Source organism: Pseudomonas putida (genome assembly GCF_004357765.1).
GTDB lineage: Bacteria > Pseudomonadota > Gammaproteobacteria > Pseudomonadales > Pseudomonadaceae > Aquipseudomonas > Aquipseudomonas putida_U.
Genome location: NZ_SMTE01000004.1, coordinates 152,402 through 176,987, shown reverse-complemented (window position 1 = coordinate 176,987; position 24,586 = coordinate 152,402). Strand labels below are relative to the sequence as shown.

General features: G+C 63.3%; 17 protein-coding genes. 9 read left to right on the top strand and 8 right to left on the bottom strand.

Going from position 1 to position 24,586, the window contains the following annotated elements:
- Positions 1-100 precede the first annotated feature (100 nt).
- Positions 101-1,366 (bottom strand): DUF2254 domain-containing protein, encoded by a 1,266-nt coding sequence (locus tag E2H86_RS07330; protein WP_133326201.1) that lies wholly within the window; start codon positions 1,364-1,366, stop codon positions 101-103.
- Positions 1,367-1,577: 211 nt separating this feature from the next.
- On the opposite strand from E2H86_RS07330, the gene E2H86_RS07325 reads away from it, so the two are divergent.
- Positions 1,578-2,960 (top strand): multicopper oxidase family protein, encoded by a 1,383-nt coding sequence (locus E2H86_RS07325; protein ID WP_133326200.1) that lies wholly within the window; start codon positions 1,578-1,580, stop codon positions 2,958-2,960.
- Positions 2,960-3,439: a tRNA adenosine(34) deaminase TadA gene (gene tadA / locus E2H86_RS07320; RefSeq protein WP_133326199.1), complete on the top strand. Its 480-nt coding sequence runs from the start codon at positions 2,960-2,962 to the stop codon at positions 3,437-3,439. Before E2H86_RS07325 ends, tadA begins: the two co-directional genes overlap by 1 nt.
- A gap of 1 nt (position 3,440) precedes the next feature.
- Here the strand turns inward: tadA and mltF are convergent, their stop codons facing one another.
- Entirely contained in the window at positions 3,441-4,898 is a 1,458-nt protein-coding gene (gene mltF / locus E2H86_RS07315) for a membrane-bound lytic murein transglycosylase MltF (protein WP_133326585.1), read from the bottom strand.
- A 235-nt stretch (positions 4,899-5,133) separates the two neighbouring features.
- On the opposite strand from mltF, the gene purL reads away from it, so the two are divergent.
- A complete protein-coding gene (gene purL / locus E2H86_RS07310) occupies positions 5,134-9,033 on the top strand; it encodes a phosphoribosylformylglycinamidine synthase (RefSeq protein ID WP_133326198.1) in 3,900 nt (1,299 codons plus the stop codon).
- 3 nt (positions 9,034-9,036) lie between these two features.
- Entirely contained in the window at positions 9,037-9,348 is a 312-nt protein-coding gene (locus E2H86_RS07305) for an NGG1p interacting factor NIF3 (RefSeq protein ID WP_133326197.1), read from the top strand.
- A gap of 3 nt (positions 9,349-9,351) precedes the next feature.
- Here E2H86_RS07305 and E2H86_RS07300 read toward each other — a convergent pair whose 3' ends face one another.
- The 6 genes from E2H86_RS07300 to E2H86_RS07275 form a co-directional block, all read right to left on the bottom strand.
- The gene (locus E2H86_RS07300) at positions 9,352-11,382 is read right to left on the bottom strand and encodes an HET-C-related protein (RefSeq protein ID WP_133326196.1); all 2,031 of its coding nucleotides are present in this window, start codon (positions 11,380-11,382) and stop codon (positions 9,352-9,354) included.
- Between the two features lie 144 nt (positions 11,383-11,526).
- Positions 11,527-13,572 carry a PhoX family protein gene (locus tag E2H86_RS07295; RefSeq protein ID WP_133326195.1) on the bottom strand — a complete coding sequence of 682 codons (2,046 nt, stop codon included), beginning with the start codon at positions 13,570-13,572 and terminating at the stop codon, positions 11,527-11,529.
- Between the two features lie 163 nt (positions 13,573-13,735).
- On the bottom strand, positions 13,736-18,262 hold the full coding sequence (locus E2H86_RS07290) for a hemagglutinin repeat-containing protein (protein ID WP_133326194.1): 4,527 nt from the start codon (positions 18,260-18,262) through the stop codon (positions 13,736-13,738).
- 26 nt (positions 18,263-18,288) lie between these two features.
- Positions 18,289-19,968: a ShlB/FhaC/HecB family hemolysin secretion/activation protein gene (locus E2H86_RS07285; RefSeq protein WP_133326192.1), complete on the bottom strand. Its 1,680-nt coding sequence runs from the start codon at positions 19,966-19,968 to the stop codon at positions 18,289-18,291.
- 154 nt (positions 19,969-20,122) lie between these two features.
- The gene (locus E2H86_RS07280; protein WP_133326190.1) at positions 20,123-20,677 is read right to left on the bottom strand and encodes a L,D-transpeptidase family protein; all 555 of its coding nucleotides are present in this window, start codon (positions 20,675-20,677) and stop codon (positions 20,123-20,125) included.
- Between the two features lie 20 nt (positions 20,678-20,697).
- Positions 20,698-21,249: an NUDIX hydrolase gene (locus tag E2H86_RS07275; RefSeq protein WP_133326188.1), complete on the bottom strand. Its 552-nt coding sequence runs from the start codon at positions 21,247-21,249 to the stop codon at positions 20,698-20,700.
- A gap of 140 nt (positions 21,250-21,389) precedes the next feature.
- Between E2H86_RS07275 and E2H86_RS07270 the strand changes: the two genes are divergently transcribed.
- The 5 genes from E2H86_RS07270 to purT all read left to right on the top strand — a co-directional run bounded on the left by E2H86_RS07270 (position 21,390) and on the right by purT (position 24,583).
- Positions 21,390-21,989 carry a CoA pyrophosphatase gene (locus tag E2H86_RS07270; RefSeq protein WP_133326186.1) on the top strand — a complete coding sequence of 200 codons (600 nt, stop codon included), beginning with the start codon at positions 21,390-21,392 and terminating at the stop codon, positions 21,987-21,989.
- Positions 21,990-22,054: 65 nt separating this feature from the next.
- A complete protein-coding gene (locus tag E2H86_RS07265) occupies positions 22,055-22,579 on the top strand; it encodes a gamma carbonic anhydrase family protein (protein WP_133326184.1) in 525 nt (174 codons plus the stop codon).
- Positions 22,572-22,769, top strand: coding sequence for a DUF1289 domain-containing protein (locus E2H86_RS07260; protein WP_133326182.1), 198 nt, complete (start codon positions 22,572-22,574; stop codon positions 22,767-22,769). The genes E2H86_RS07265 and E2H86_RS07260 overlap by 8 nt, the downstream gene beginning before the upstream one ends.
- Positions 22,770-22,856: 87 nt before the next feature.
- Positions 22,857-23,324 carry a VUT family protein gene (locus tag E2H86_RS07255; RefSeq protein WP_133326180.1) on the top strand — a complete coding sequence of 156 codons (468 nt, stop codon included), beginning with the start codon at positions 22,857-22,859 and terminating at the stop codon, positions 23,322-23,324.
- A gap of 77 nt (positions 23,325-23,401) precedes the next feature.
- Entirely contained in the window at positions 23,402-24,583 is a 1,182-nt protein-coding gene (gene purT / locus E2H86_RS07250; protein ID WP_133326178.1) for a formate-dependent phosphoribosylglycinamide formyltransferase, read from the top strand.
- Positions 24,584-24,586: the final 3 nt, after the last annotated feature.

Genomic DNA, 24,586 nt, shown 5'->3' with positions numbered 1-24,586 from the left:
GCCTTTTGAGAGCAAGTGGTGATGCATTGAGCGAAGGCGCGAACCCGGTCGAGGAGTACGGGCTCTTCGTTGTTTGGCACCAGCACCTGCCGGCAAGGTCTCAGGGGTTGGCCGCCATATCGATCGCCCGGCGCAGGCGTTGTTTTTCCGCCTCCAGTGGCAGCGCCCCATTGGCCCGCTCCAAGGCCAGCGCCGCCTGTTGCAGTGCCGCACTGCGAAATGCCGCATCACCTTGCAGGGCCAGCGCCTGCAGGCACTTCTGCAAGCGCAGCTGGATCTCGACCTGGCCGGCGCCATCCCGTGCTATCAGCATGAACGCATCTTCGAACAGGTCATCGATGGCCAGCGCGGCGACCTGGACCTTGGGAAAGGCGATCGGCTCTGCATCCGCTTCCGGGGCGGTGGCAAGCAGGCTCAGCAGGCGTGCCAGGCGACCGATCACATCGATGGCGGTGCCGTGATCATTCACAGCAGGGGAGAGCGCCCGGCAAGCGATTTCGCTCATCACCATCAGGCCGAAGCGGGGGTCTTGATCGTAGCTGCGTTCATCGCCGATCGAGAAGGCGCTGCGCACTGCATCGGTCACGGTTTCGAGGTCTGCATTGCCCGGCGTCGCGCTGAACCAGGCCAGTGGCGAGCCGTCGTGCACGAACGTACCGGGGATTGCCACGACCTGAACGAAGCCCTGGTGACGTTCGGCACAAAGCGACAACGCCTCCATATCGATGAACTGCACGTAGCCTATAGTGCTGGCACGGACGGCCAGCGCATCGGCGGGCAGCGCATCGCGAAGCAGCGGTAGTCCTCCCAGGCAAGGTGCATCGCGGCGCCTGGCGATCGCCTCGCGGGTCGCCTGCTCGACCCTGCGCGTGGTTTCGCCCACCTGACCCAGCCGTGTCAGGTGGTCGATCCAGCGCAGCAGGGATACCACGATCAGCACGATGACCGCGACCGTCACCAGGAACAGCACGAACCGACCCCGGTCGCCGTAGGCGCCGGTCTTCAGCACCACGATCCCCACCATGCTGAACAAGAACGATCCGATGAAGGTCGACAGCACGTTCTGGGTCAGGCTGTCTTCCATCAGCAGGCGAGTGGCGCGAGGTGTGACGTTGCTGGCAGCCGATCCATAGGCCGAGGTCATGACGCTGAGTGAGAAGGTGGTCACCGCCAGCATGCTCGAGGCGATGATGGTGAGGATGTCATAGACCGCATCGGCGCCGATCTGGCTGGCTGGAAGCCAGGGTATGAAGCGTTCGACGAGGGCCGCCAGCAGGGCGGCGGCGACGCCCAACATGCCGATGAGCGTTGCGCGAACCCAGAGACGGCGGGTGAACTGAGCGAGTATCCATTGCCAGCGCGGCATTCAAGCCTCCTTGTCGGGCTGCGGGCTCACGCAGAGGGTGCGCCCTGAGTGTGGACCCTTTGCGAGGGCTTGGCGAGCCTGCCGGCTTGTGCAGGCGAGTCCTGTTGTGACAATCCTTCACTTAATATTTCTCAATTGCAGGTGTATCGTGTTCGCCCTTCATCGCCAGCGCTGCTGGCAGGTTGACCGTACAAACGAGGTACCCGCACCGATGTCCTTCTCCCGACGACAAATCCTCAAGGGCCTCAGTGGCCTGGCTGTGGTAGGCCTGGGCGCCGGCGGCGCGGCGCGCTACTGGCTGGGCAAGGTCGAGGATGAGAATGCCGGGCATGACTACCAGTTGATCGCTGCGCCCCTCGAGGTGGAACTGGTGCCGGGCTTCAAAACCGAGGCCTGGGCCTTCGGTCCATCGGCACCGGGCACCGAACTGCGCGTGCGCCAGGGTACCTGGCTGCGGGTGCGCTTCATCAACCAGCTGCCGGTGGAAACCACCATCCACTGGCACGGCATTCGCCTGCCGCTGGAGATGGACGGGGTGCCCTATGTCTCGCAGTTGCCGGTCAAGCCTGGCGAGTATTTCGACTACAAGTTCCGGGTGCCGGATGCTGGCAGCTATTGGTATCACCCCCACGTCAGCAGTTCCGAGGAGCTTGGCCGTGGCCTGGTCGGCCCGCTGATCGTCGAGGAGCGTGAGCCCACCGGGTTCAGGCACGAACGCACGCTCAGCCTGAAGAACTGGCACGTCGACGAGCAGGGTGCGTGGCTGCCGTTCAGCATTCCCCGTGAAGCCGCCCGCAACGGCACCGCTGGCCGCCTGATCACCATCAACGGCCAGGCCGATTCGGTCACCGAATTACCGGCCGGTCAGGTCGTGCGGGTGCGCCTGCTCAACTTGGACAACACCTGGACTTACCGCATCAATCTCAAGGGCAACTGCGAGGCGATGATCTATGCCCTGGACGGCAACCCGGTGACGCCGCGCAAGCTCGACGACGAGTACTGGCTTGGCCCGGGCATGCGCATCTGCCTGGCGATCCGCATTCCCCAGGCCGGTGAGGAGGTCTCCTTGCGCGACGGTTTCGTACGCCTGGGCACCCTGCGTTCGGTGGCCAGCAGCCAGGCCCCGGGTGATTGGCCAAAAGCCCTGCCAGCCAACCCCATCGCCGAGCCCGACCTGGCCAACGCCGAGAAGCTCAACTTCAATTTCGAATGGGTCGGCAAGGTCTCGGTCAATACCGACAACGGCAAGCCGCCGAGCCTGTGGCAGATCAATGGGCAGGCTTGGGACATCACCGACAAGACCTGCGCCGATCGCCCCATCGCCACGTTGCAGAAGGGCAAGAGCTACATCTTCGAGTTGAAGAACATGACCCAGTACCAGCATCCGATCCACCTGCATGGCATGAGCTTCAAGGTGATCGCCTCCAACCGCCACGACATCAAGGAGCCGTGGTTCACCGACACTTACCTGCTGGGCAAGAACGAGCGGGCTCAGGTGGCGTTGGTGGCGGATAACCCCGGCACCTGGATGTTCCACTGCCACGTCATCGACCATATGGAAACCGGTCTGATGGCCGCGATCGCGGTGGTCTGATGCGTCCGCAGATCATCGATCGCAGCCGCGATCAGGAATTCATGCGCTTGGCCTTGGCGCTGGCCGCCGAGGGCGCGGCCATGGGCGAGGTGCCGGTGGGCGCGGTACTGGTGCAGCATGGTCAGGTGATCGGTCAGGGCTTCAACCGGCCGATCGTCGACAGCGACCCCAGCGCCCACGCCGAGATGGTGGCCATTCGCGCCGCAGCCAAGGCTGCCAGCAACTATCGGCTGCCGGGCAGCACCCTGTACGTGACCTTGGAACCCTGCAGCATGTGCGCAGGACTCATCGTGCACGCGCGGGTGGCGCGGGTGGTGTACGGAGCCCTGGAGCCCAAGGCGGGCATCGTGCAGAGTCAGGGGCAGTTCTTCGGGCAAAGCTTCCTCAACCATCGGGTGATGGTGGAAGGTGGGGTGCTGGCGCAGGAGTGCGGTCAGATCCTGAGCGAGTTCTTCAAGGCCCGGCGGGCGAAGGACTGAATCACATCGGCGGGGACGGCTCTGCCGGCTTGTCCTTGTTCACGCCAGGCACGTGCAGGTTGCCTTCGGCGACCTGGCCCTCGAGCTGCGGCTGGGTCACCCAGGTGAGGATGTCGTAGTAGCGGCGGATGTTGGCCACGAAGTGCACCGGCTCGCCGCCCCGGGCATAGCCGTAGCGGGTCTGTCGGTACCACTGTTTCTGCGCCAGGCGCGGCAGCATCTTCTTCACGTCCAGCCACTTGTTCGGATCGAGCTTTTCCCGCTTGGCCAGGGTTCGGGCATCCTCCAGGTGACCACCGCCGACATTGTAGGCGGCCAGGGCGAACCAGGTGCGGTCCGGCTCCTTGATGCTGTCGTCGAGCTCAGCCTTGACCTTCATGAAGTACTTGGCCCCGCCCTGGATGCTCTGCCTGGGGTCCAGGCGGTTGGACACGCCCATGGCCTGCGCGGTGCGCTGGGTCAGCATCATCAGGCCGCGCACGCCGGTCTTGGAGGTGACCTCCGGCTGCCACATCGACTCCTGGTAGCCGATGGCCGCCAGCAGTCGCCAGTCGACCTGCTCGACCTTCGCGTAGTTCTTGAAGTGCTTTTCGTATTTGGGCAAGCGTTGCTGCAGGTGTTGGGCGAAGGTGTAGGCGCCAACATAGCCGAGCACGTCGACATGGCCGTAATACCGCTCTTTGAGGCGCTGCAAGGTGCCGTTCTTCTGCGCCTTGTCGAGGAACTCGTTGACCTCGTTGAGCAGGCTGTTGTCCTCGCCTGCGGCCAGGGCCCAGCGCTGCTGGCGGCTGTCGCCAAGGTCGAAGGCCACGCGCACGTTGGGGAAGTACACCTGGTTCATCGCCAGTTCGTTGGAGTCGACCAAGGTCAGGTCGATCTGGCCCTCGTCGACCATGCGCAGCAGATCGACCACTTCGACGGCGTCGGATTCTTCGTATTGCAGGCTTGGATACTGCTTTTTCAGCTCGGCCAGTTGGTCGGCGTGGCTGCTGCCTTTGAGGACCATGATCTTCTTGCCGATCAGGTCCTTGGGCTCGGTGGGGCGGGAGCGGCCATTGCGGTAGATGACCTGTGGCGTCACTTCCAGGTACGGATGGGAGAACTTGGCCTGGGCCTGACGCCGCTCGTTGCTGACCAGACCGGCTGCCGCCAGCACCGGACCGGACGGTTTGCCCAGCTGGTCGAACAGGTCGTCGAGGTTATCAGCGGTTTCGATCTCCAGCTTGACGCCGAGATCGTCGGCGAAACGCTTGACCAATTCGTACTCGAAGCCGGTTTCGCCGTTACGGTCCTGGAAATAGGTGGCCGGGCTGTTGCGGGTGATCACGCGCAGCACGCCGTCCTCCTTCACGCGCTCAAGGGTGCTGGGTTTTTCAACACAGGCACCGAGCATCAGAAAGAGACCGGTTGCGAGGAGCCATCTGGCGCAACGCTGGCGCAAAGCAGTACGGGCGAACATAGCTTGCAGTATACGCAAAGGACCGGCGGCGCCATATCTCGACAATGGGCGGGTTGTCTGGTATCGGCCCGGCAACCGTTGCATCTATAGGCAGCGCGTGAAGACCGGAATTTTCTGACCCTGAAGTCCGGTTCCGCCGCCCGGCAGGCTTGGCTTAGAGCGGGTGCCGAAAGCCATCGATTTAGGCTAGAATGCACGGCCTCTAAGCACACCCCTTCCTGAGGCTGTCCCGACGATGTTGATCCTGCGCGGCGCTCCTGCCCTTTCTGCCTTTCGCCACGGTAAATTACTCGAGCAACTGAGCCAGAAAGTCCCCGCTGTTACTGGTTTGTATGCCGAATTTGCCCACTTCGCCGACGTTGACGGCGAGCTGACCGCCGACCAGCAGCAGGTGCTGGGGCGTCTGCTCAAATACGGCCCGAGCGTGCCGGTGCAGGAGCCGAGCGGCCGCCTGTTCCTGGTCGTGCCGCGCCTGGGCACCATCTCGCCCTGGGCCAGCAAGGCCAGCGACATCGCCCACAACTGCGGCCTGCAGTCGATCCAGCGCCTGGAGCGTGGTATCGCCTACTACGTCGCCGGTTCGTTGAGCGACGCCGACGCCGAGGTCATCGCTGCCGAGCTGCACGATCGCATGACCCAGCGCGTGCTGGCCAAGCTGGAGCAGGCCGCCGATCTGTTCAGCCATGCCCAGCCCAAGCCGATGACCTCGGTCGATATCCTCGGTGGTGGCCGTGCCGCCCTGGCCAAGGCCAACATCGACCTGGGCCTGGCCTTGGCCGAAGACGAGATCGACTATCTGGTCAACGCCTTCCAGAACCTGGCACGCAACCCGAACGACATCGAACTGATGATGTTCGCCCAGGCCAACTCCGAGCACTGCCGTCACAAGATCTTCAACGCCAGTTGGGACATCGACGGCCAGGCTCAGGAGAAGAGCCTGTTCGGCATGATCAAGAACACCTACCAGATGCACAACGAAGGCGTGCTGTCGGCCTACAAGGACAACGCCTCGGTGATCGTCGGCAGCGTCGCCGGCCGCTTCTTCCCGAACCCTGAGACCCGCCAGTACGGCGCGATGCAGGAGCCGGTGCATATTCTGATGAAGGTCGAGACGCACAACCACCCGACCGCCATCGCTCCGTTCTCCGGTGCTTCCACCGGTTCCGGCGGCGAGATCCGCGACGAAGGCGCCACCGGTCGTGGCGCCAAGCCCAAGGCCGGCCTGACCGGTTTCACCGTCTCCAACCTGCGTATCCCGGGCTTCGAACAGCCGTGGGAACAGGCCTACGGCAAGCCGGAACGTATCGTCGACGCCCTCGACATCATGATCGAAGGCCCGCTGGGTGGCGCCGCCTTCAACAACGAATTCGGCCGTCCGGCGCTGACCGGTTACTTCCGTACCTTCGAGCAGGCCATCAATACCCCGCATGGCGAAGAAGTCCGTGGTTACCACAAGCCGATCATGCTTGCCGGCGGTATGGGCAACATCCGCGAAGACCACGTGCAGAAGGGTGAGATCACCGTCGGCGCCAAGCTGATCGTGCTCGGAGGCCCGGCCATGCTGATCGGTCTGGGCGGCGGCGCGGCTTCGTCGGTCGCCACCGGTGCCAGCTCGGCTGATCTGGACTTCGCCTCGGTGCAGCGCGAGAACCCGGAAATGGAACGCCGCTGCCAGGAGGTCATCGACCGCTGCTGGCAACTGGGTGACGCCAACCCGATCGCCTTCATCCACGACGTCGGCGCCGGTGGCATTTCCAACGCCTTCCCCGAGCTGGTCAACGACGGTGGTCGCGGTGGGCGCTTCGAACTGCGTAACGTGCCCAACGACGAGCCGGGCATGGCCCCGCACGAAATCTGGAGCAACGAATCGCAGGAGCGTTACGTGCTGGCGGTCAGCGCCAAGGATTTCGAGCGCTTCCAGGCCATCTGCGAACGCGAGCGTTGCCCGTTTGCCGTGGTGGGTGAAGCGACCGAAGAGCAGCACCTGACCGTGACCGACAGCCACTTCAACAACACGCCGGTGGACATGCCGCTCGACGTGCTGCTGGGCAAGCCGCCGCGCATGCACCGTTCGGTGACCCGCGAAACGGAACTGGGCGATGACTTCGACCCGAGCGAGCTGGACCTGGACAGCGCCGTACAGCGCGTCCTCAACCACCCGGCCGTGGCCAGCAAGAGCTTCCTGATCACCATCGGCGACCGGACCATCACCGGCCTGGTGTCCCGTGACCAGATGGTCGGCCCTTGGCAGGTGCCGGTTGCCGACTGTGCCGTCACCGCCACCAGCTTCGACGTCTACACCGGTGAAGCCATGGCCATGGGCGAGCGCACTCCGCTGGCTCTGCTCGATGCCCCGGCCTCCGGCCGCATGGCGATCGGCGAGACCCTGACCAACCTGGCTGCTGCGCAAATCGAGAAGCTGTCCGACATCAAGCTGTCGGCCAACTGGATGTCCGCCGCCGGCCACCCTGGTGAAGACGCCCGTCTGTACGACACCGTCAAGGCAGTCGGCATGGAGCTGTGCCCGGAGCTGGGTATCACCATCCCTGTCGGCAAAGACTCGATGTCGATGAAGACCAAGTGGAGCGAAGGCGGCGAGGAGAAGAGCGTGACCTCGCCGATGTCGCTGATCATCACCGGCTTCGCCCCGGTCACCGACATTCGCAAGACCCTGACGCCGCAACTGCGCATGGACAAGGGCGAGACCGATCTGATCCTGATCGACCTGGGCCGTGGCAAGAACCGCATGGGTGCTTCGATCCTCGCGCAGACCTACGGCAAGATCGCGGCCCAGGCACCTGACGTCGACGATGCCGAAGACCTCAAGGCGTTCTTCGCCGTGATCCAGGGCCTGAACGCCGACGGCCACCTGCTGGCCTACCATGACCGTTCCGACGGCGGTTTGCTGACCACGGTGCTGGAAATGGCCTTCGCCGGTCACTGCGGCCTGGACCTGCAACTCGACCCGCTGACCGATAACAGCAAGGACGTGCCGGCCATCCTCTTCAACGAAGAGCTCGGTGCGGTGATCCAGGTCCGCCAGGACGCCACCCCGGACGTGCTGGCGCAGTTCAGCGCCGCAGGCCTGGGCGAGCAATGCGTGGCGGTGATCGGCAAGCCGGTCAACAACGGTGAAGTGTCCATCAGCCTCAATGGCGAAGTGCTGTTCGATGACGACCGTCGCATGCTGCAGCGCCAGTGGGCCGAGACCAGCTATCAGGTCCAGCGCCTGCGCGACAACGCCGACTGCGCCGACCAGGAATTCGACGCGCTGCTCGAAGAAGACAACCCAGGTCTGTCGGTGAAGCTGGGCTATGACGTCAACGACGACATCGCCGCGCCGTACATCAAGAAGGGCGTGCGTCCGCAAGTGGCGATCCTGCGTGAGCAGGGCGTCAACGGCCAGGTCGAGATGGCAGCCGCCTTCGACCGTGCCGGCTTCGCCGCCATCGACGTGCACATGAGCGATATCCTCGCTGGCCGCGTCGACTTCGCCGACTTCAAGGGCTTGGTCGCCTGCGGCGGCTTCTCCTACGGTGACGTGCTGGGCGCCGGTGAGGGCTGGGCCAAGTCGGCGCTGTTCAACAGCCGTGCCCGCGATGCCTTCCAAGGTTTCTTCGAGCGCAGCGACAGCTTCGCCCTGGGCGTGTGCAACGGTTGCCAGATGATGTCCAACCTGCACGAGCTGATCCCGGGCACCGAGCACTGGCCGCACTTCGTGCGCAACCGTTCGGAGCAGTTCGAAGCGCGTGTGGCCATGGTCGAGGTGCAGAAGTCGAACTCGATCTTCCTGCAGGGCATGGCCGGTTCGCGTATGCCGATCGCCATTGCCCACGGCGAAGGCCATGCCGAGTTCGCCAGCGAGGAAGCGCTGCTGGCGGCCGATGTCTCCGGTTGCGTGGCCCTGCGCTACGTCGACAACCACGGCAAGGTCACCGAAGCCTACCCGGCCAACCCGAACGGTTCGCCGCGCGGTATCACCGGCCTGACCAACCGCGACGGCCGCGTCACCATCATGATGCCGCACCCCGAGCGTATGTTCCGCGCTGTGCAGAACTCCTGGCGCCCGGACGAGTGGCAGGAAGACGCCGCGCTGATGCGTATGTTCCGCAATGCGCGGGTGTGGGTGAACTAAGGCGTGTACAAACTCGCCTTCTTCGTCCCGGCCAGCCATGTCGAGGTGGTCAAGGACGCCGTGTTCGCCGCAGGTGGTGGACGCATTGGCGACTACGACCGCTGCGCCTGGCAGACTTTGGGCCAAGGCCAGTTTCGCCCGTTGGACGGCAGTCAGCCGTTCATAGGGCAGGCTGGCCAGGTCGAGGTGGTCGAGGAGTGGAAGGTGGAGCTGGTGGTGGCTGACGACCTGATTGCCCAGGTCGTCGCTGCGCTCAAGCAGAGCCACCCGTACGAGACGCCAGCTTATGAGGTCTGGCGGCTCGAAGCGCTTTAGCATTCAGCCAAAATGGAAGCCGTTGGCGAGCATGTCCGAAAGCGTATTTGGAGCGTTTCGGAAGCTTTCTCCCAACACCTCGACCCTTTCCTGCTCTTCTTTCTTGAGTTGTGCCTGAAGTTCGATCAAGTCTGCAAATTGGCTGCCGACTTGAATTCTGCTGCGTGAACCCTTGGGGTCTTTGGCCTCCCATGCCGCGACGATGTCTTCGTGCCAATCATGGGCTTCGGGGTGCAGGATAAAACTCAAGGCCACACTGGCAGGATCTCGCTCGGTTTCACCCTGCCAGTATCGATACATCGAACGGCCCACTTGTTCCACCGCGTAGATGGCAAGATACGCGGCTAGTTCATGGAACGGGTGGTTGGTGTGATCCTTGGCCAACTGGGAGTGAGTCGGATGCAGGCCTGGAGTCTCGTTGGGGTTGTGGCCGGACAGCGTTTGGATCTCGTCGATGCTGTCTCCCACCCACTTCAATATGCTGCGCATCGTGAAGTTGATTGCATTCTGCAAAAGCGTCAACGGGAGACCACTTAGCCAACGCCCAGCTTGGAATACGCCGAACAGTGGCTGTGCCGCGGCGTTATCGCGAAGTTCCAGGTAGGTGTTCAGCCAATTGAGAGCGGTCTCACTCTCATGCTCCTTGAAGAGTATCAGCAGCACTTTCTCGCCATCACTGCGATATCCAGGTTTGGTCAACTCGAAATCAAGCGTCTTTACCTCGAACAGGATTTTGCCCAAGGGTTCGGCAATGCTGGCGATCACATCGAGGCTTGCGAACATCCCGGTGACGACTGGGAAGCGGTACTTGCAGTCCGTCTCAGTGGTCCAGGGCAATACGTTGTGGCCTCGTTTGCGTAGGCACAGTTCGACGAAGTTGGAGTGGGCGAAGTAATCTTCCAGGATATGCAGTGCTTCGCCGAGATAGCGCCTGCCATCGATGGTATTGCCCGCGTAACACGCGTCGACCAGTTTGTCATGCATGCAGCGGGCGGCGTTGTCGATATAACCTGGTATCGAACGCCCCGGTTCGACCCGCAGCAGCGGGTGCCCGTGTGTCACCAACGGCTCGAAATCCGTATCGATTTCCTGTGGGTCGCTCGCATCGGGCGCCGGGTTCATCGGATTATCGATATGTTCAGAAGCGCGATACACCCCGAGCATTTTTTCAGTCACGGTGTAGGCGCTGCGGCCCTCTGGTGTGTCTTGCAAATCGTGAAACGCTTTGAGCGCCAGGACATCGACCACCTGGGTCAGGGCTGCTCGGGACATTTTCGAAGGGAAGTTCTTCGGCGCATCCGCTCTTCGCACGATCTTGGGGTCCAGCAGCTGAGAATAATCACGCAGCCAGTTGCCGAAATAGATACTTCGACGTTCCTCATCAGTGAACCCTGCCGATGCCAAGCCCTTTTCCAAGCTCTCGTGACCGAATGAGCCAGGTTTTGCATCAGCTTCGCCTGCCACGAATCTCGCGAGCTTCGGAGGAGGGGCGAGATTGGGAATCTTCAGGCACAGATCGGCGCCCGCGTAGTTGGCATACACCGTGCCATCCGCCACCCTGATTCCGCCGAACAGGATCATGTCGGCATAAGCGGCGCCGACCTCGGCCGCTACATCCGCTGGGCGCTCCGTGAGAACGTCCTCGTTACCATCGCTCAGGTCTTCCCTGAGCACATTGTCCAGATATTCGCCAAATGCTCTGGCCATGGCGATGAACAGATTGACGCTCAAGTGGTCGTCGGATTCGCTTTGCGTTATTGCGTCAGCCGTCACGAAGATCGTACGTCTGGTCCTGTCGTAGCGGGCAAGGCCGCTGCCATCGGGCTCCACGGCATACTGCGGGTTGGCAAGAGTGCGGTCCTGTATGGCTACCCGCATTTTCTTGTAAGTGTCGACCGTCAGGTCGGTGCCAAACACCGACATGAACAGTGCTATGAAGACCGTTTCATCGGTCCGCCGAGCCAAGTCATCAAGCCGGCCCAGTTCATAGGTGCTGATCAGCAGAGCGTCATTGGCGTTGGGTTCAATCGGCATAGTTGTCGTTCCGGGAAATAGAACGCCTAGCCTGATTTTTCCTGTTCGCTGAATGAACTGAGCAGCGTTACCTCGTGTGGAGGTTGGTCCGGCTTGAAGTGTTCAACCGAATGACTACGGGGAGACTTGGCAGACCGCGGGTGGTCAGACGGTGCCGATCTCGCCGCCATCATTGCGCTGGATCACGACGGTCGCCGCCCGTGGCCTCACCTTGGTTCCGGCTGGTGTCGCGTCGGTGGCGTTATCGGTATAGGGCCAGTTCGCCGGATGCTGCACGTTGATGAACAGTGTCTTGTTGTCCGGCGTGAAGGTGATGCCGGTCATTTCGCAGCCATTCGGGCCGACGAAGAAGCGGCGTAAATCCACCTGATTCTGTCGATTGACCGGCACCTGTCGGCCATTGGCGTCGACCAATTGGCTGGGCACCACTGCCAGCAACTGATCGTTGGTGTAATCGGCAACGCTCTTCTCGCTGTTGTCGGTCTCGAACCACAATACGCCACGGCTATCGAAACTCATGCCGTCGGGGCTGGCGAACTGGTTCAGCTCGCTCAGGCCCGAGCGGTTGATGTTGGCATCGCCGCTGGCGTTTGCGCCGAACACGAAGATGTCCCAGGTGAAGCGCTGATGATCGGCGCTGTCGTGCCAGCGGATGATGTGGCCGTGCAGGTTGGGGCCGCGTGGGTTGGCGGCATCGGCTTTGTCGGCACTGCGCACGACATTGTTGGTCAGGGTCAGGTAGGCATCGCCGTTGTGCGGGTTGACCGCAGTCCATTCCGGGCGGTCCATGGGTGTCGCACCGAGCGCGTCGGCGGCGCCACGGGTGTTGAGGATGATCCCCGGCAAGTCGCCATACAACGCGCCCAGCGTGCCCCCTGCGGTGGTCTTGCTGGTCACGTCCAGCAACAGCCAGACACCCGAGCCATCGGCATCGAAGCGGGCCACATAGAGCTTGCCGTGGTCCAGGTACTTGGCGCCGGTGGCCAGGCGGTCCTTCGGATTGGCATCGGCGATATCCCACACTGCATCGGAGACGAATTTGTACAGATACTCGTTATTGGAGTCGTCGCCCATGTACCAGACCAGCGGCTTGCCGGCCACCGCCAGGCCTGGGCAGCAGCCTTCATGACGAAAGCGTCCGAGAGCGGTGCGCTTGGTCGCGCGGGTGCTGGCGTCGTACGGGTCGATCTCGACGATGTAGCCAAAGGTGCTGGCTTCGTTGCGGTAGTCGTCGGTGGCACTTGCTCCGCGGGCGGTCACGTCGAAGCGGGCGAACTCGTCGTCCATTTCGCCGCTGTCGCCAGCGGCGCTTTCCCACTGGTACAGGCCGCTGGAGGTCACGACGCCGAGGCGTGACTGGTCAGCGGGCAGGGTGCCTTTGTTGACGAATATCCCTGGCCAGTTTTCTTCGCAGGTCAGGTAGGTGCCCCACGGCGTGTAGCCGTTGCCACAGTTGTTGTTGGTGCCACGGCAACGGGTGCCGTCTGGCGAAAAACGGGTCTTGACGTGATCGCTGCCGCGCATGGGGCCGGCGATGTCCATCTGCGAAGCGGTGGTGAAGCGACGGTTGAGCGGGTCGTTGTCGACCACCTGCCAGCGTCCGCCAAGTTTTTTCAGGCGAACCACGCCGGCGCCGTGGGCATTGATTTCCTTGCGCACTTCTTCGGCCGGGCGTTTGCCGTGGGCGTCGAAGGTGGGCCCAGCCGGGTGCAACGCTTGCTGGTCGATGTACTCGAAGTTGATGGCCAGCAGGCCGTCTTCGGCGCTGCCATCGATGGGAAAGAAGTGCATGCCATCGTGGTGCATGCCCATGGCGTTCGCCTGGTCGGCGGCGCTGTTGCTGCCGTCGGCTTTCCAGGCATTGCCGGCGCTGTTCAGTGGCGTTCCCCAAGGCGCCAGGACATAGGCGCTGTAGCCTGCGGCGAGGGTACAGGCATCGGTCCGTGATCCGGGAATGGACTCGAAGCCCAGTGTTGGTGTGGGTGCCTGAGGGGCTGTAGCTGGGCCTGTTGGCTTGGCGCCTGTGCTGTCGAAGCAGGCGCTGAGGCCGCCGCCGGCGATCATGGCGATGGCCGCGCCAAGGCTACCGCGCACGACGCTGCGCCGGCTCAGGTAGAGGTCCATGATGCCGGCCATCGGTGCATTGCCGCTGCGGTTGCGGTCCAGGTTATCGCCGCTGTGTCGACTCATCAGGCTGTCCTTGTAGTGGCTGAGTAGGCAGACCCGCGACTTTATGCTGCAAATGTGATGATCAGTTGGCAGAAATATGACGGAAGAAAAAATCCTGTGTGCGGACATTGCCTAGTACCTGGGTCAGGGCTCAGGGCCGCAAGGCGACCCTGGGCGATGTTGCTCAATCGGCCTTGCCTTGAATGGACGAATGCCACTGCTCGTTTCGGTTGTGCCCACTGGTGCGTAACAGCCCCAGGTCCAGCGCGTTCTCACCGTCTGCAGCGCCTTTGTTCTTGGCGATATCGGCGATGGCGGTACCCAAGTCGACCGGCGAGTTGGAGGCGTCGACCGATACGTCACGGCGCAGGTCCGTGCCGCTTAGGGTTTGCTGGGTCACCGTGGCTGCCTTGAGCGCCACGTCGCCCTTGGCCGACTGTATCCGAGCGCCTTCCAGGTGAGCGGCGCCGCCCACCTTCAGATCGACACCATCGCGGCCTTGCAGGGTCGTCTGCCGGGCTACCGTGTCACGCTGTTGTTTGGACAGTTCGAGCTTGAAGGTGGGGGAGAAGCCAGGCTCGGCTTTGCTCAATGTCGAGCGAGTCTTGTCGCTCACCTTGCCTTGCAGGGGACCCGCCAGAGCGGTGGCTGCGTTGGTGTAGCCTTGGGGGTTCCTCTCTTGGCTCAGGCGAGCGTCAACCTTGAGGTTCAGGCTGTCGACACTGTCTTTGCGGCTGGCCACGTGCAAATCGCCGCCGATGTTGCCGTTGATCTGCCCGGCCTCCAGGCTGACGCCTTGCACACGCGTGTCGCCCAGGCTTTGGATGTCGATACGCTCGGCGCGCAGGGTGTCGGCGTTCCAGGTGTGGTTGTCGCGCTGGTCGAGATTGACCTGAACACGGCCGTGCAGGCCACGGGTGTCGGTTGTGCCTTGGGTTTTGAGGAAACCGGCCCCGGCGGTGATGTCGAGATTGTTGCGCCGCTCCAGATTGGACGATGCCTCGACCAGCATGCCGCCGTTGCGGGCGAGCAGTTCGATTTGTCCGGCCGAGGCCTGCAAGCCTTGCAGACGCAGTGCGACCTCCTCGCGGGCACGGCTTTCCAGGGCCAGTCGACCGGCGCTGGCGAACTGGGCATCGAGTGCCTGGCGGGCGCTTTCGTTCTGCTTGCCATGGGAGAAGTGTCCGCCGAGCGCGCCGCCCTGGGTAGCGCCCTGTTTGATACCGATCTCCAGGCCTCCACCGAGGGTGCTGCCGGTGGCTTCCTGGGTATCGCTGGCGGCCTTGACGGTCAACAGGCCCTCGCTCTGCAACTGCAGGTCGGCAACCTTGGCCTCGCGCTTGCCGATGCGGGTCCCTTCGAGCAGCAGGTCGCCGCCGCTACTCAAGTGGACCTTACCCTTGGCGTCGAGTTGTGTCACTTGGGCCTTGGACTGACTGGCCTGCTGCGTGGAGTGGTCGAGGTAGCCACGGGCATCGAAACCGGTGGTTCCTGGCCGGTTGCCGCCCTTGGCCCAGGCATTTCCGTCGAGTCCGCTGGACGTCTGTCGCGTCAGGTCGCTGGCCTGCAGCAAGGAGAGGTCGCCCGCGCTGTGCATGATCACATCGCCCTCGCCGCCATCGATGCGCGTGCCCTCATAACGCCCGTCGCTGCCTAGCTGCACCTGGATTCCGGCTTGGCCCATCAGGCTACCGGGTACAGCGGTGCTGGTGGTCTCCTGCTTGTTCAGCGAGCCGCCTTTGCCGGCGATGCGGCCATTGATGTCGCTGCCGGTGCTGGTGTCGCCGCGCAGGTCACCGCCAAAGGCCAGACGCTGTATTTCATGCGCCTTGGTGTTGGCAGCGGCGCGCATATGGTGCTGCTGTGCGTCGATCTGCAGTTTGCCGGCGTCGGCACGCCAGGTGGTGCCTTCATCGTCGATACGCGTTGCCTTGACCGTTACTTCTGCCCCGGACAGCTCGCTGACCTGGGCGAAGCCGCGCCGCTGGTTTTCCAGGCGTTTGAGATGGTCGACGGTCATATCGGCGCCGGCGCTGGGCGCGACCATGGCATCCTCGGGTGAAGCTTGCTGGAAGCGTGCAGCTTCCTCACCCTGGACCAGGCGTTCGATCGGCCGGGTGAGGTCTCGGTATTCGACGCTGACGCCAAGGCTGCCAGCCCAGTTGTCTTGGCTCTCCTGTCGTTCGTGGATATCTTCGACGGCACGGTTGTCGATGTGCTCGGCGACCACTTCGAGGGTCTTACCGGCTTTGACTCGCGCTGCTTCGTTGACCAACTCGTCAGCCTCGATGCGCAGGTTGCCGCTGGCCAGCAGCTCGCTGCGCTGCGCGGTGCTGTCTCGTTCGATGGTGCTGTCGCGATGGTGGTGGCCCTCGAGCAGCGAGCCAAACCGGTCGATACCGCCGGTCAGGCCCATGCTGCCACCGCTGCGCGTCTGCTCAGTGGTCGATTCCGTTTCGTTGCGTCTGGCGCCGAGGGTCACCTGCTTGGCTTGCACGTCGAGGTCTCCCGCCGAGGCCTCTACCCTGGCGCCATTGACTTGCAGGTGCGTGTCGCTGCTCAGCGTTACCGACGCCCCTTTGAGCTGGCTACCCACCTGGCTGACCTGGCGTTGCGAACCGGTGCGGGTGGTCACGTCATAGCCGACGCTTGCCGTGTACTGACGGGATCCAGGCTTACCGTCCTGAGCCTCCTGAGTCTGTCCGACGCTGGCGCTGAAGCCGCGTCGCTGATTGCGGGTTTCGCGTTCATCGATCGCTTGCGCGGCATCGATCAGGACATCGCCCTTGGCCTCCACCTGCAAGTGGCCAGCGGCTTCGACCTTGGCACCCTGGATGCGCAGTTCCTCGGCGCTGGCCAGGCGCAGGTTGGTGCTGGAGCCGACGTCACTGCGCAGCACCTGTTGGCTACGCGTGGTGCTTTCTTCGCTGTTGCCGAACAGGCCGAACAGCTTGCTGTCGCGCTGGTGATCGGTAGTGGTCAGATTGCCGTGGTCGGCTTCGATCACCAGTGCACCTTTGCTGCCGTACAGCAGTGCGTCCTGCTTGCCATGCACGCGACTGCCTTTGATATCGACCTGTTCGGCGCTGACCTGCAACTTGCCGTCGGCGCTGACGCTGCTTCCGGTCACGGCATGGCCCTGGGTATCGTTGCCCTTGCGGTCGGCGAAGAAGGCTCCTGACACCAGGTCGCCACGGTAGTCGCGGCGGGTGCCATGTTGTTGTAACGCGGTGGTGCCGACCTCGATCTTTTTCGCGGTGATGTCGAGGTCGCCGCGACTGTGCAACTGACTGCCCTCGAGCTTGATCCGGTTCTTGGCGTTGACGGTCATATGCTGGCCTTCGAGCGTGCTGGCGCGCGCAGTTTCACGATACTGCTCGGTGTCTTCGTCGCCACGCCAGAGGTGCTTGCGATGGCGTATCTGTTCTTCGATGCGTTGGCTGTCGATGCCGGCGACGACGTCGAGATCGCCCCCGCTATCCACGGCAAGCTCGCCACCGGCGCGGATATCGGCAGCGGCCAGGCGCATGTCGGCGCCGGACTCCAAGCGTATGCCTTCGCTTGCCTTCAATTCGGTGCCGCGCTGGTGGCGGTCGGTGGTGGTGCGCTTGCGCTCGTAGGTTTCGTGGGTGACAAACAGGAATTTCTTGTTCCAGCGCTTCTGGTCCTTGGCGATGCTTTCTGCGGTTTGCGCGTCGAGGCTGAGTTTCTTGCCGGCCTTGATCTCGATTCGATCGGCATGGCCTTTGGCGGCGCGCATGTCGACGTCGCCGGCGGCGCTGAGGTTCAGATTGCCGTGCTCGGTACGTAGTTCGCTCGGGACATCGGCCTGGCCGCTGACTTCAAGTGCGCCGGCCGAATGAATGGCGATACCTTGATCAGCCCAGACCTTCACCGGGCCTACACGCACGCCTGCACCCTCGGCCGTGCTGACCACCCGGATGCGTCCGGCGCGCATTGCGCCGAACAGACTGGCGTCGATGCTGGAGGGTGTGCCTGGCAGATGCTGGAGCACTTCACCGGTGGGGTAGTCGATGCGGTTGCGGCCCAAGGTGAGGTTGAGGTCGCTCTTGGCCTGGAGCAGGCCAGTGCTGTCGATACGTGGGGCGATCAGGTCCAGGGCGCCTTCGGGATTGTGCCCGCCGGCGCCGGTCACCTTCAGGCTGCCATGGGCTTCGAGCGTACTGAGGTGCTTGAGTTGTTCCTCCTGCAGTTCTGGGCTGCCGACCAGCAGTCCAGCTCGGGTGGTGTTGATGAAGCTACCGCCGTTGAGGGTGATGCCATTGGGATTGGCCAGGATGTAGTCGGCGCGGCGCCCGAAGATCTCCTGCGGGCCTTCGATCAAGGAAGCATTGCGGCTGATCACCTCGTTGAGGATGGTCGACGCCGCCTGGCCCTGGAACTGCGGGTTGGCCTGCAGTGCCCCGGCCAGTTGGGACTGGCCGGCCTGGGTAGCGTTGTTGAGCACCACGCCAGGCTTGCCGACGTTGTAGTCGAGGAATTGGTTGTGCGAGAGGCCGTTGGCGTTCGGTGCGACGATGTCGATGACCGGTACGCCGTGGCCATTGCCGATCAGGGGTGTCCCGGCAGGTCCTCGTGCCGGGGTCAGTGCGGGTTCAGCCAGGGCTGGCGCCGATGCCAGCAGGGCGAGGGAAATGGTCCAGCGTAAGGTGTCGGGGCGCAAGGGCGTGCGTTGCGAGATTGTGTGCATTTCTCGTTCTCTTTGTTGTTGGGAAATCAAATGTTCAGAGACCACTCCAGTACCCAGAAGCCTGACTCCAGGCCCGAGCGAGGCTTGTCGCTGGCATGCAGCGCGCGTTGGTAATCCAGGCGCAGGCGGCTGCTGGGCAGGCTCAGCTCCACGCCACTGGCGGCGCCGACCAGGTGTTGGCTATTGCTGCTCTGGAGCAGGCGCGTCCAGCCCAGGTCCAGGCCGATGTATGGCCGTATCTGCAGCGGCTGGGTCAGAGGCAGCGTCAGGGCGTGGCTGAAGGTGTTGCGCCAGACCGCACCACTGGCACCGCCATAACTGCTCAGGCGAAACCCGCGTACGGTGGAGTCGTCACTGGCCACCAACTGCTCCGCGGCAGGCAATGAGTCGCGGCTGTACTGTAGGTTCAGTTCGCTCTGCCAACGCCAAGGCCGGTTCGCCGGGCCCTGGCGCAGGTGCAGCAGGGTGCCGCGGTACTTGAGAAAATCCGGGCGCGGGGCGTCCTGGTTCAGGGCAGAGCGGTCGGCGCCGAGCCAGTCCACACCACGGGCTACGCCGAGAAAGCCGTGCCAAAGACCGTCGTCGAGCCACAGCAAGTTGATACCTGCTTCCAAGCTGGTGAGCGTGGGGCTTTGCAGGGCGATTTCGGTCTTGCCGGTGCGGTTGAGCAGTCGTTTGCGGTCGAGTCGGGCGCTGGCGCTGAGCATGCCTTGCTGGTTGCGCCAGAGCAGTCGTTCGGCACTCACCCCCTGGTAGCTGCTGCTGCCGCTACTGATCCGAGCGCTTTGCGGGATCGGCGCTGAATAGCTCGACTGGGTGGCGTTGATGGCGAAGGTCCAGAAGCCGTAGGGAACGCTGTAATACACGGACAGCCCCTGACTGCGTCCTGGGGCATCGAGCACGGTCGAAGACAGGGACACGCGTAGGTCGTCGTTCAAGCCCAGGGGGCTGTCCAGGCCAAGGCCCAGGTTCAGGCGATGGCGGCCGGTCAGATCACTGCCGCGGTTATCGAAGCGGCTGTCGAGGTGCCAGCGTCGCGCTACCTGCTGACCTTTGACCTGCACGTGGGTGGCACCGGGTCGCGTGCCGGGCAGCAGATCGGCTGACAGCTCGAATGCACGCAGGCGGTTGAGTTGGTCCAGACCCTGCTCGAGGGCTGGCAGGTACAAGGGTTGCCCGAGCAGGTCGGGAAAGGCACCCTGCAGCCACAACGGCAGCTCGGTACCGAGTTCGATCGACTCGACGAAACCCTCGACCAGGAGGATATCGAGCGGTTGGCCATCCTGCGGAGGTTGACTCAGGTAAGGGCGGCTGGCGGGGTAGCCGGCCTGCACGTAGACCTGGGTGATGGCCCTGAGCAACTGGTTGATGTCGTCGATGCCCATGCACGGGGGGAGTTGGGCGCGCACGGCCGCTTCGAGGGCCTGTGCCGAAAGTTGCTGGTGGCCGGCCAGGCGGACCCCGGTGATTGCCCAGCAGCGGTTGGTTTCGGCGGGCGGTGCGGGCGGCGGGTCGAGGTCCGGATGGGCAGGCGCCCGCTGCCAGCGTTGCAGGCGCAACTGCTGCTCGAGCTGTTGTTGGCTGTGTTGCTGGTCGCGCAGGTGGCGACTGGCGGGGTCGTCGGCCCATGCCCATGGCAGGGACGAAGCGGCGGTCAGGCAGCAGGCAAGTAGCCTGCCGGCATATCGAGAGAATCGGGACGGCATGAACTACCCCGCAAATGGCGTACGGTTCGCGTACTCGTTTGCAGGGATGCTAAGAATTCAGTCCATCGTTTGGATGCAGTACCTCGCCTTGGATAATCGTAGGGCGGAGGACAGTTTTAAGTAGGAAGCTGCCTACAAGCTCAGTTCCAAGCCTTCAGGGACGAATCTCGATCAGCGTTCCATCACGTACCAGGTCCCAGACCTCGCGCATGTCCGTATTACGCATGGCGATGCAGCCGTCGGTCCAGTCCAGCGTGTGGAAGTACCATTCCGGGTACTCGTCGTTGATCGGCGTGCCGTGAATCATGATCATGCTGCCGGCACTCACGCCCTCGCGGGTCGCCTGGGCGGCGTCACGAATGTTCGGGTAGGTGATGTGCATGGCCAGGTTGAAGCGGTCGCTTTGTTTGCGCCAGTCCAGCCAGTACAGCCCCTCGGGCGTTTTCTTGTCGCCCTCGCGCTGCTTGGGCCCCTTGGGTTGCTTGCCCAGGGAGATGCGGTAGGTCTTCAGCGGCTCGCCGCGGCTGAGCAACTGCAGACGGCGCTCGGACTTGATCACCAGCACCTTGTCGATCAGCGGTTGCATGGCCGTCTGGGACTGCGAGGGGGCTGCCACGGGCGGTTGCGGCTTGCGGATGATGGTCTCGGTGAAAGCCGCCTGGGACACCGAGGTAACGCAAAGGCAGAAGAGGGCGAACAACCAACGCATGAAACGGTATCCCTGGGATGCTAGGAAGTGGGCGAGACGTTCATCGGCGGCAGGTACTCATGACCAATGGGGTAGTGCTGCTCGATGCGATCGCGATAATAGCATTCTAGTGTGCGTGCGACGGTGCGGAAAGCCAGCTCGTCCCATGGCACCTGGTGTTCCTCGAACAATCGCACCTCCAGGCTTTCGACGCCGACGTCGAAATTCAGGTCGGCCAGTTCGGCGCGAAAGAACACATGTACCTGATTGATGTGCGGCAGGTCGAACAGTTGGTACAAGCTCATGGTACCGACCTGGGCGCAGGCTTCCTCGACGGTTTCGCGACGGGCGGCCTGGTCGAGGGTCTCGCCGTTCTCCATGAAACCGGCCGGCAACGTCCAGAAACCACGGCGTGGCTCGATGGCACGGCGACACAGCAAAACCTGGCTACCCCAGGTGGGCAGCACGCCGGCGACGATGTTGGGGTTCTGGTAGTGGATGGTGTGACAGGACTGGCAGACATAGCGCAGGCGGCTGTCGCCTTCGGGGATCTGCTGGATGACCGGTTGGCCGCACGCGCTGCAGAATTTCATGCTTGGGGTTCCTTGTGCTTGCCTTATCTTGGCGCGCCCGACGGGGCGGGGGCAAGCGCAGGCGGCATGCGCGCGGGACTTGGGTGTGTCGCGGCTTTTGGTGCATCATGCAAGGCAGGCCTTGGAAACGAGAGTGCGCAATGCTGGACGAGCTTCTTCGCCGAATGAGCAACCATGTACCCACGTCGCTGGAAACCGACCGACGGTTTCCCGAAGCGGCGGTACTTTTGCCCATCACGCGCAGTGAAGCGCCCGAGCTGGTTCTCACCCTGCGTGCCAAGGGTTTGTCCACCCACGGCGGCGAGGTCGCCTTTCCCGGTGGTCGCCGCGACCCCGAAGACCCCGATCTGGTGTTCACCGCGCTGCGCGAGGCAGAGGAAGAGATCGGACTGCCGCCTGGTCTGGTCGAGGTGATCGGCCCGCTCAGTCCGTTGATTTCGCTGCACGGCCTGAAGGTGACGCCATTCGTCGGACTGATCCCGGACTACGTCGAATACCGTGCCAACGATGCCGAAATCGCGGCAGTATTCAACGTGCCGCTGGAATTCTTCCGCCAGGATCCGCGGGACCATACCCACCGTATCGATTACCAGGGGCGCAGTTGGTATGTGCCGAGCTACCGTTTCGGTGAGTACAAGATCTGGGGACTGTCGGCGATCATGATCGTCGAGTTGGTCAACCTGTGGTTCGACGCTGGCATCAGCCTGCACGAGCCGCCGGCGCAGTATGTCGAAATCTGAACACCCAACCTGAGCGGGGCCCACCCTGCCTTTGTCATTAGCTGCCGATGAGTCAAGGAATTCCCATGAAATATCGCCTGGGCGACCTGCGCGTCGAAACCCATCCCACCAGTTGGGCCGCGCCCACCGCCACCCTGATCGGCAAGGTGCGTCTGCAGGCCCATGCCAGTGTGTGGTTCGGCGCGGTGCTGCGTGGCGATAACGAACTGATCGACATCGGCGAGGGCAGCAACGTCCAGGACGGCACCGTGATGCATACCGACATGGGTTCGCCGTTGACTTTGGGCAAGGGCGTGACCGTCGGCCACAATGCCATGCTGCATGGCTGCAGTGTCGGCGACTACAGCCTGATCGGCATCAATGCCGTCATTCTCAACGGTGCGCGCATCGGCAAGCACTGCATCATCGGCGCCAATGCCTTGATCGCCGAGGGCAAGGAAATCCCCGATGGCTCGTTGGTGATGGGGTCGCCTGGCAAGGTGGTGCGCGAGTTGACCGAGCAGCAGAAGCGCATGCTCGAGGCCAGCGCCGCGCACTATGTGCACAACGCCGAACGCTATGCGCGCGAACTGGTGGTCGACGATGAGTGAGGTGCAACGGCCCGTGGCGTCCCCGTGCGTGAGCATCTGCGCGTTGGACGAGCAAGACATCTGCACCGGATGTCAGCGTACCGTGGCCGAGATCGGCCGCTGGGGGCGCATGGACAACGACGAGCGTCGTGAGGTGTTGAAGCGTTGCCATGAGCGGGCGGTGGCGGCGGGTCTGATCATGGGGGCGTGACGCTGCGTCGGCCTCTTGGCCAGGAGCGGGTTTACCCGCGACCGAGCCAGCGGTAATCTGTCGGGCTTGCCAACAGACTGCAGTCCCATGTTCTATCTCATCGCCTATATCAGCAGCGTAGTGCTGATCAACTACGCCTTTTCCAGTGCCCCGCACCTGGACGTGATCTGGTCCGCCTGGGGCGGCCTGGTGTTCATCCTGCGCGATATGGTGCAGACCCGTTTCGGCCATGGCGCGCTGGTTGCCATGCTGCTGGCCTTGGTGCTGTCCTATGTCACCTCGGAGCCGGCCATCGCCCTGGCCAGTGCCACCGCGTTCTTCGTTTCCGAGCTGATCGACTGGCTGGTGTTCAGCATCACCCGCCGTCCGCTGCGCGATCGCCTGTGGTTGAGCTCGGCGCTGAGCATTCCGGTCGATACATTGATCTTCTTCGGCATGATCGGCGCCCTGACCCCGGTGGTGATCGGCACCGCGCTGGCCTCGAAGTTCGCGGGTGTCACCGCCGTCTGGCTGGCCATGGCATTTCGTGCCCGACGCGCCGCCGTGGCGGGCTGATGGTGTAGAATACTGGTCCTTTTTCAGTGGGTCGCGCCTACGCCTGACGCGGCCCCGGACGCCTTCGAGGACCTGAAATGACCCGTATCGGAACCCCATTGTCGCCTACCGCGACCCGTGTACTGCTCTGCGGCTGTGGCGAGCTGGGCAAGGAAGTGGTGATCGAGCTGCAGCGCCTGGGCGTCGAAGTGATCGCCGTGGACCGCTACGCCAATGCTCCGGCGATGCAAGTCGCCCATCGCAGCCACGTGGTCAACATGCTCGACGGCGTTGCCCTGCGTGCGGTGATCGAGGCCGAGAAGCCGCACTACATCGTGCCTGAGATCGAAGCCATCGCCACCGCCACCCTGGTCGAGTTGGAAAGCGAAGGTTTCACCGTCGTGCCGACCGCCCGTGCCACTCAGCTGACCATGAACCGCGAGGGCATCCGTCGCCTGGCCGCTGAAGAGCTGGACCTGCCGACCTCGCCCTACCACTTCGCCGACACCTTCGAGGACTACGCCAAGGCCGTCGCCGACCTCGGCTACCCGTGCGTGGTCAAACCGGTGATGAGCTCATCTGGCAAGGGCCAGAGCCTGCTGCGCAGCGACGCCGACCTGCAGCAGGCCTGGGATTACGCCCAGGAAGGCGGCCGTGCCGGCAAGGGCCGGGTGATCATCGAAGGCTTCATCGATTTCGACTACGAAATCACCCTGCTGACCGTGCGCCATGTTGGCGGCACTACCTTCCTCGAACCGGTCGGCCATCGCCAGGAGAAGGGCGACTACCAGGAGTCCTGGCAGCCCCAGGCCATGAGCGCCAAGGCCCTGGCCGAGTCGCAGCGGGTGGCCAAGGCGGTGACCGATGCACTGGGCGGTCGTGGCCTGTTCGGCGTGGAACTGTTCGTCAAAGGTGATCAGGTCTGGTTCAGTGAAGTCTCGCCGCGTCCCCATGACACTGGGCTGGTGACCTTGATTTCCCAGGACCTGTCGCAGTTCGCCCTGCACGCCCGCGCCATTCTCGGTCTGCCGATCCCTGTGGTGCGCCAGTTCGGCCCGTCGGCTTCGGCGGTGATCCTGCCCGAGGGGCAGTCGCAGCAGACCAGCTTCGCCAACCTCGGCGCCGCCCTGAGCGAGCCGGACACCGCGATTCGCCTGTTCGGCAAGCCGGAAATCAACGGCACCCGCCGCATGGGGGTATGCCTGGCGCGTGACGAGTCGATCGAAGCTGCGCGGGCCAAGGCGACCCGTGCTTCGCAGGCGGTCAAGGTCGAGTTCTGATGC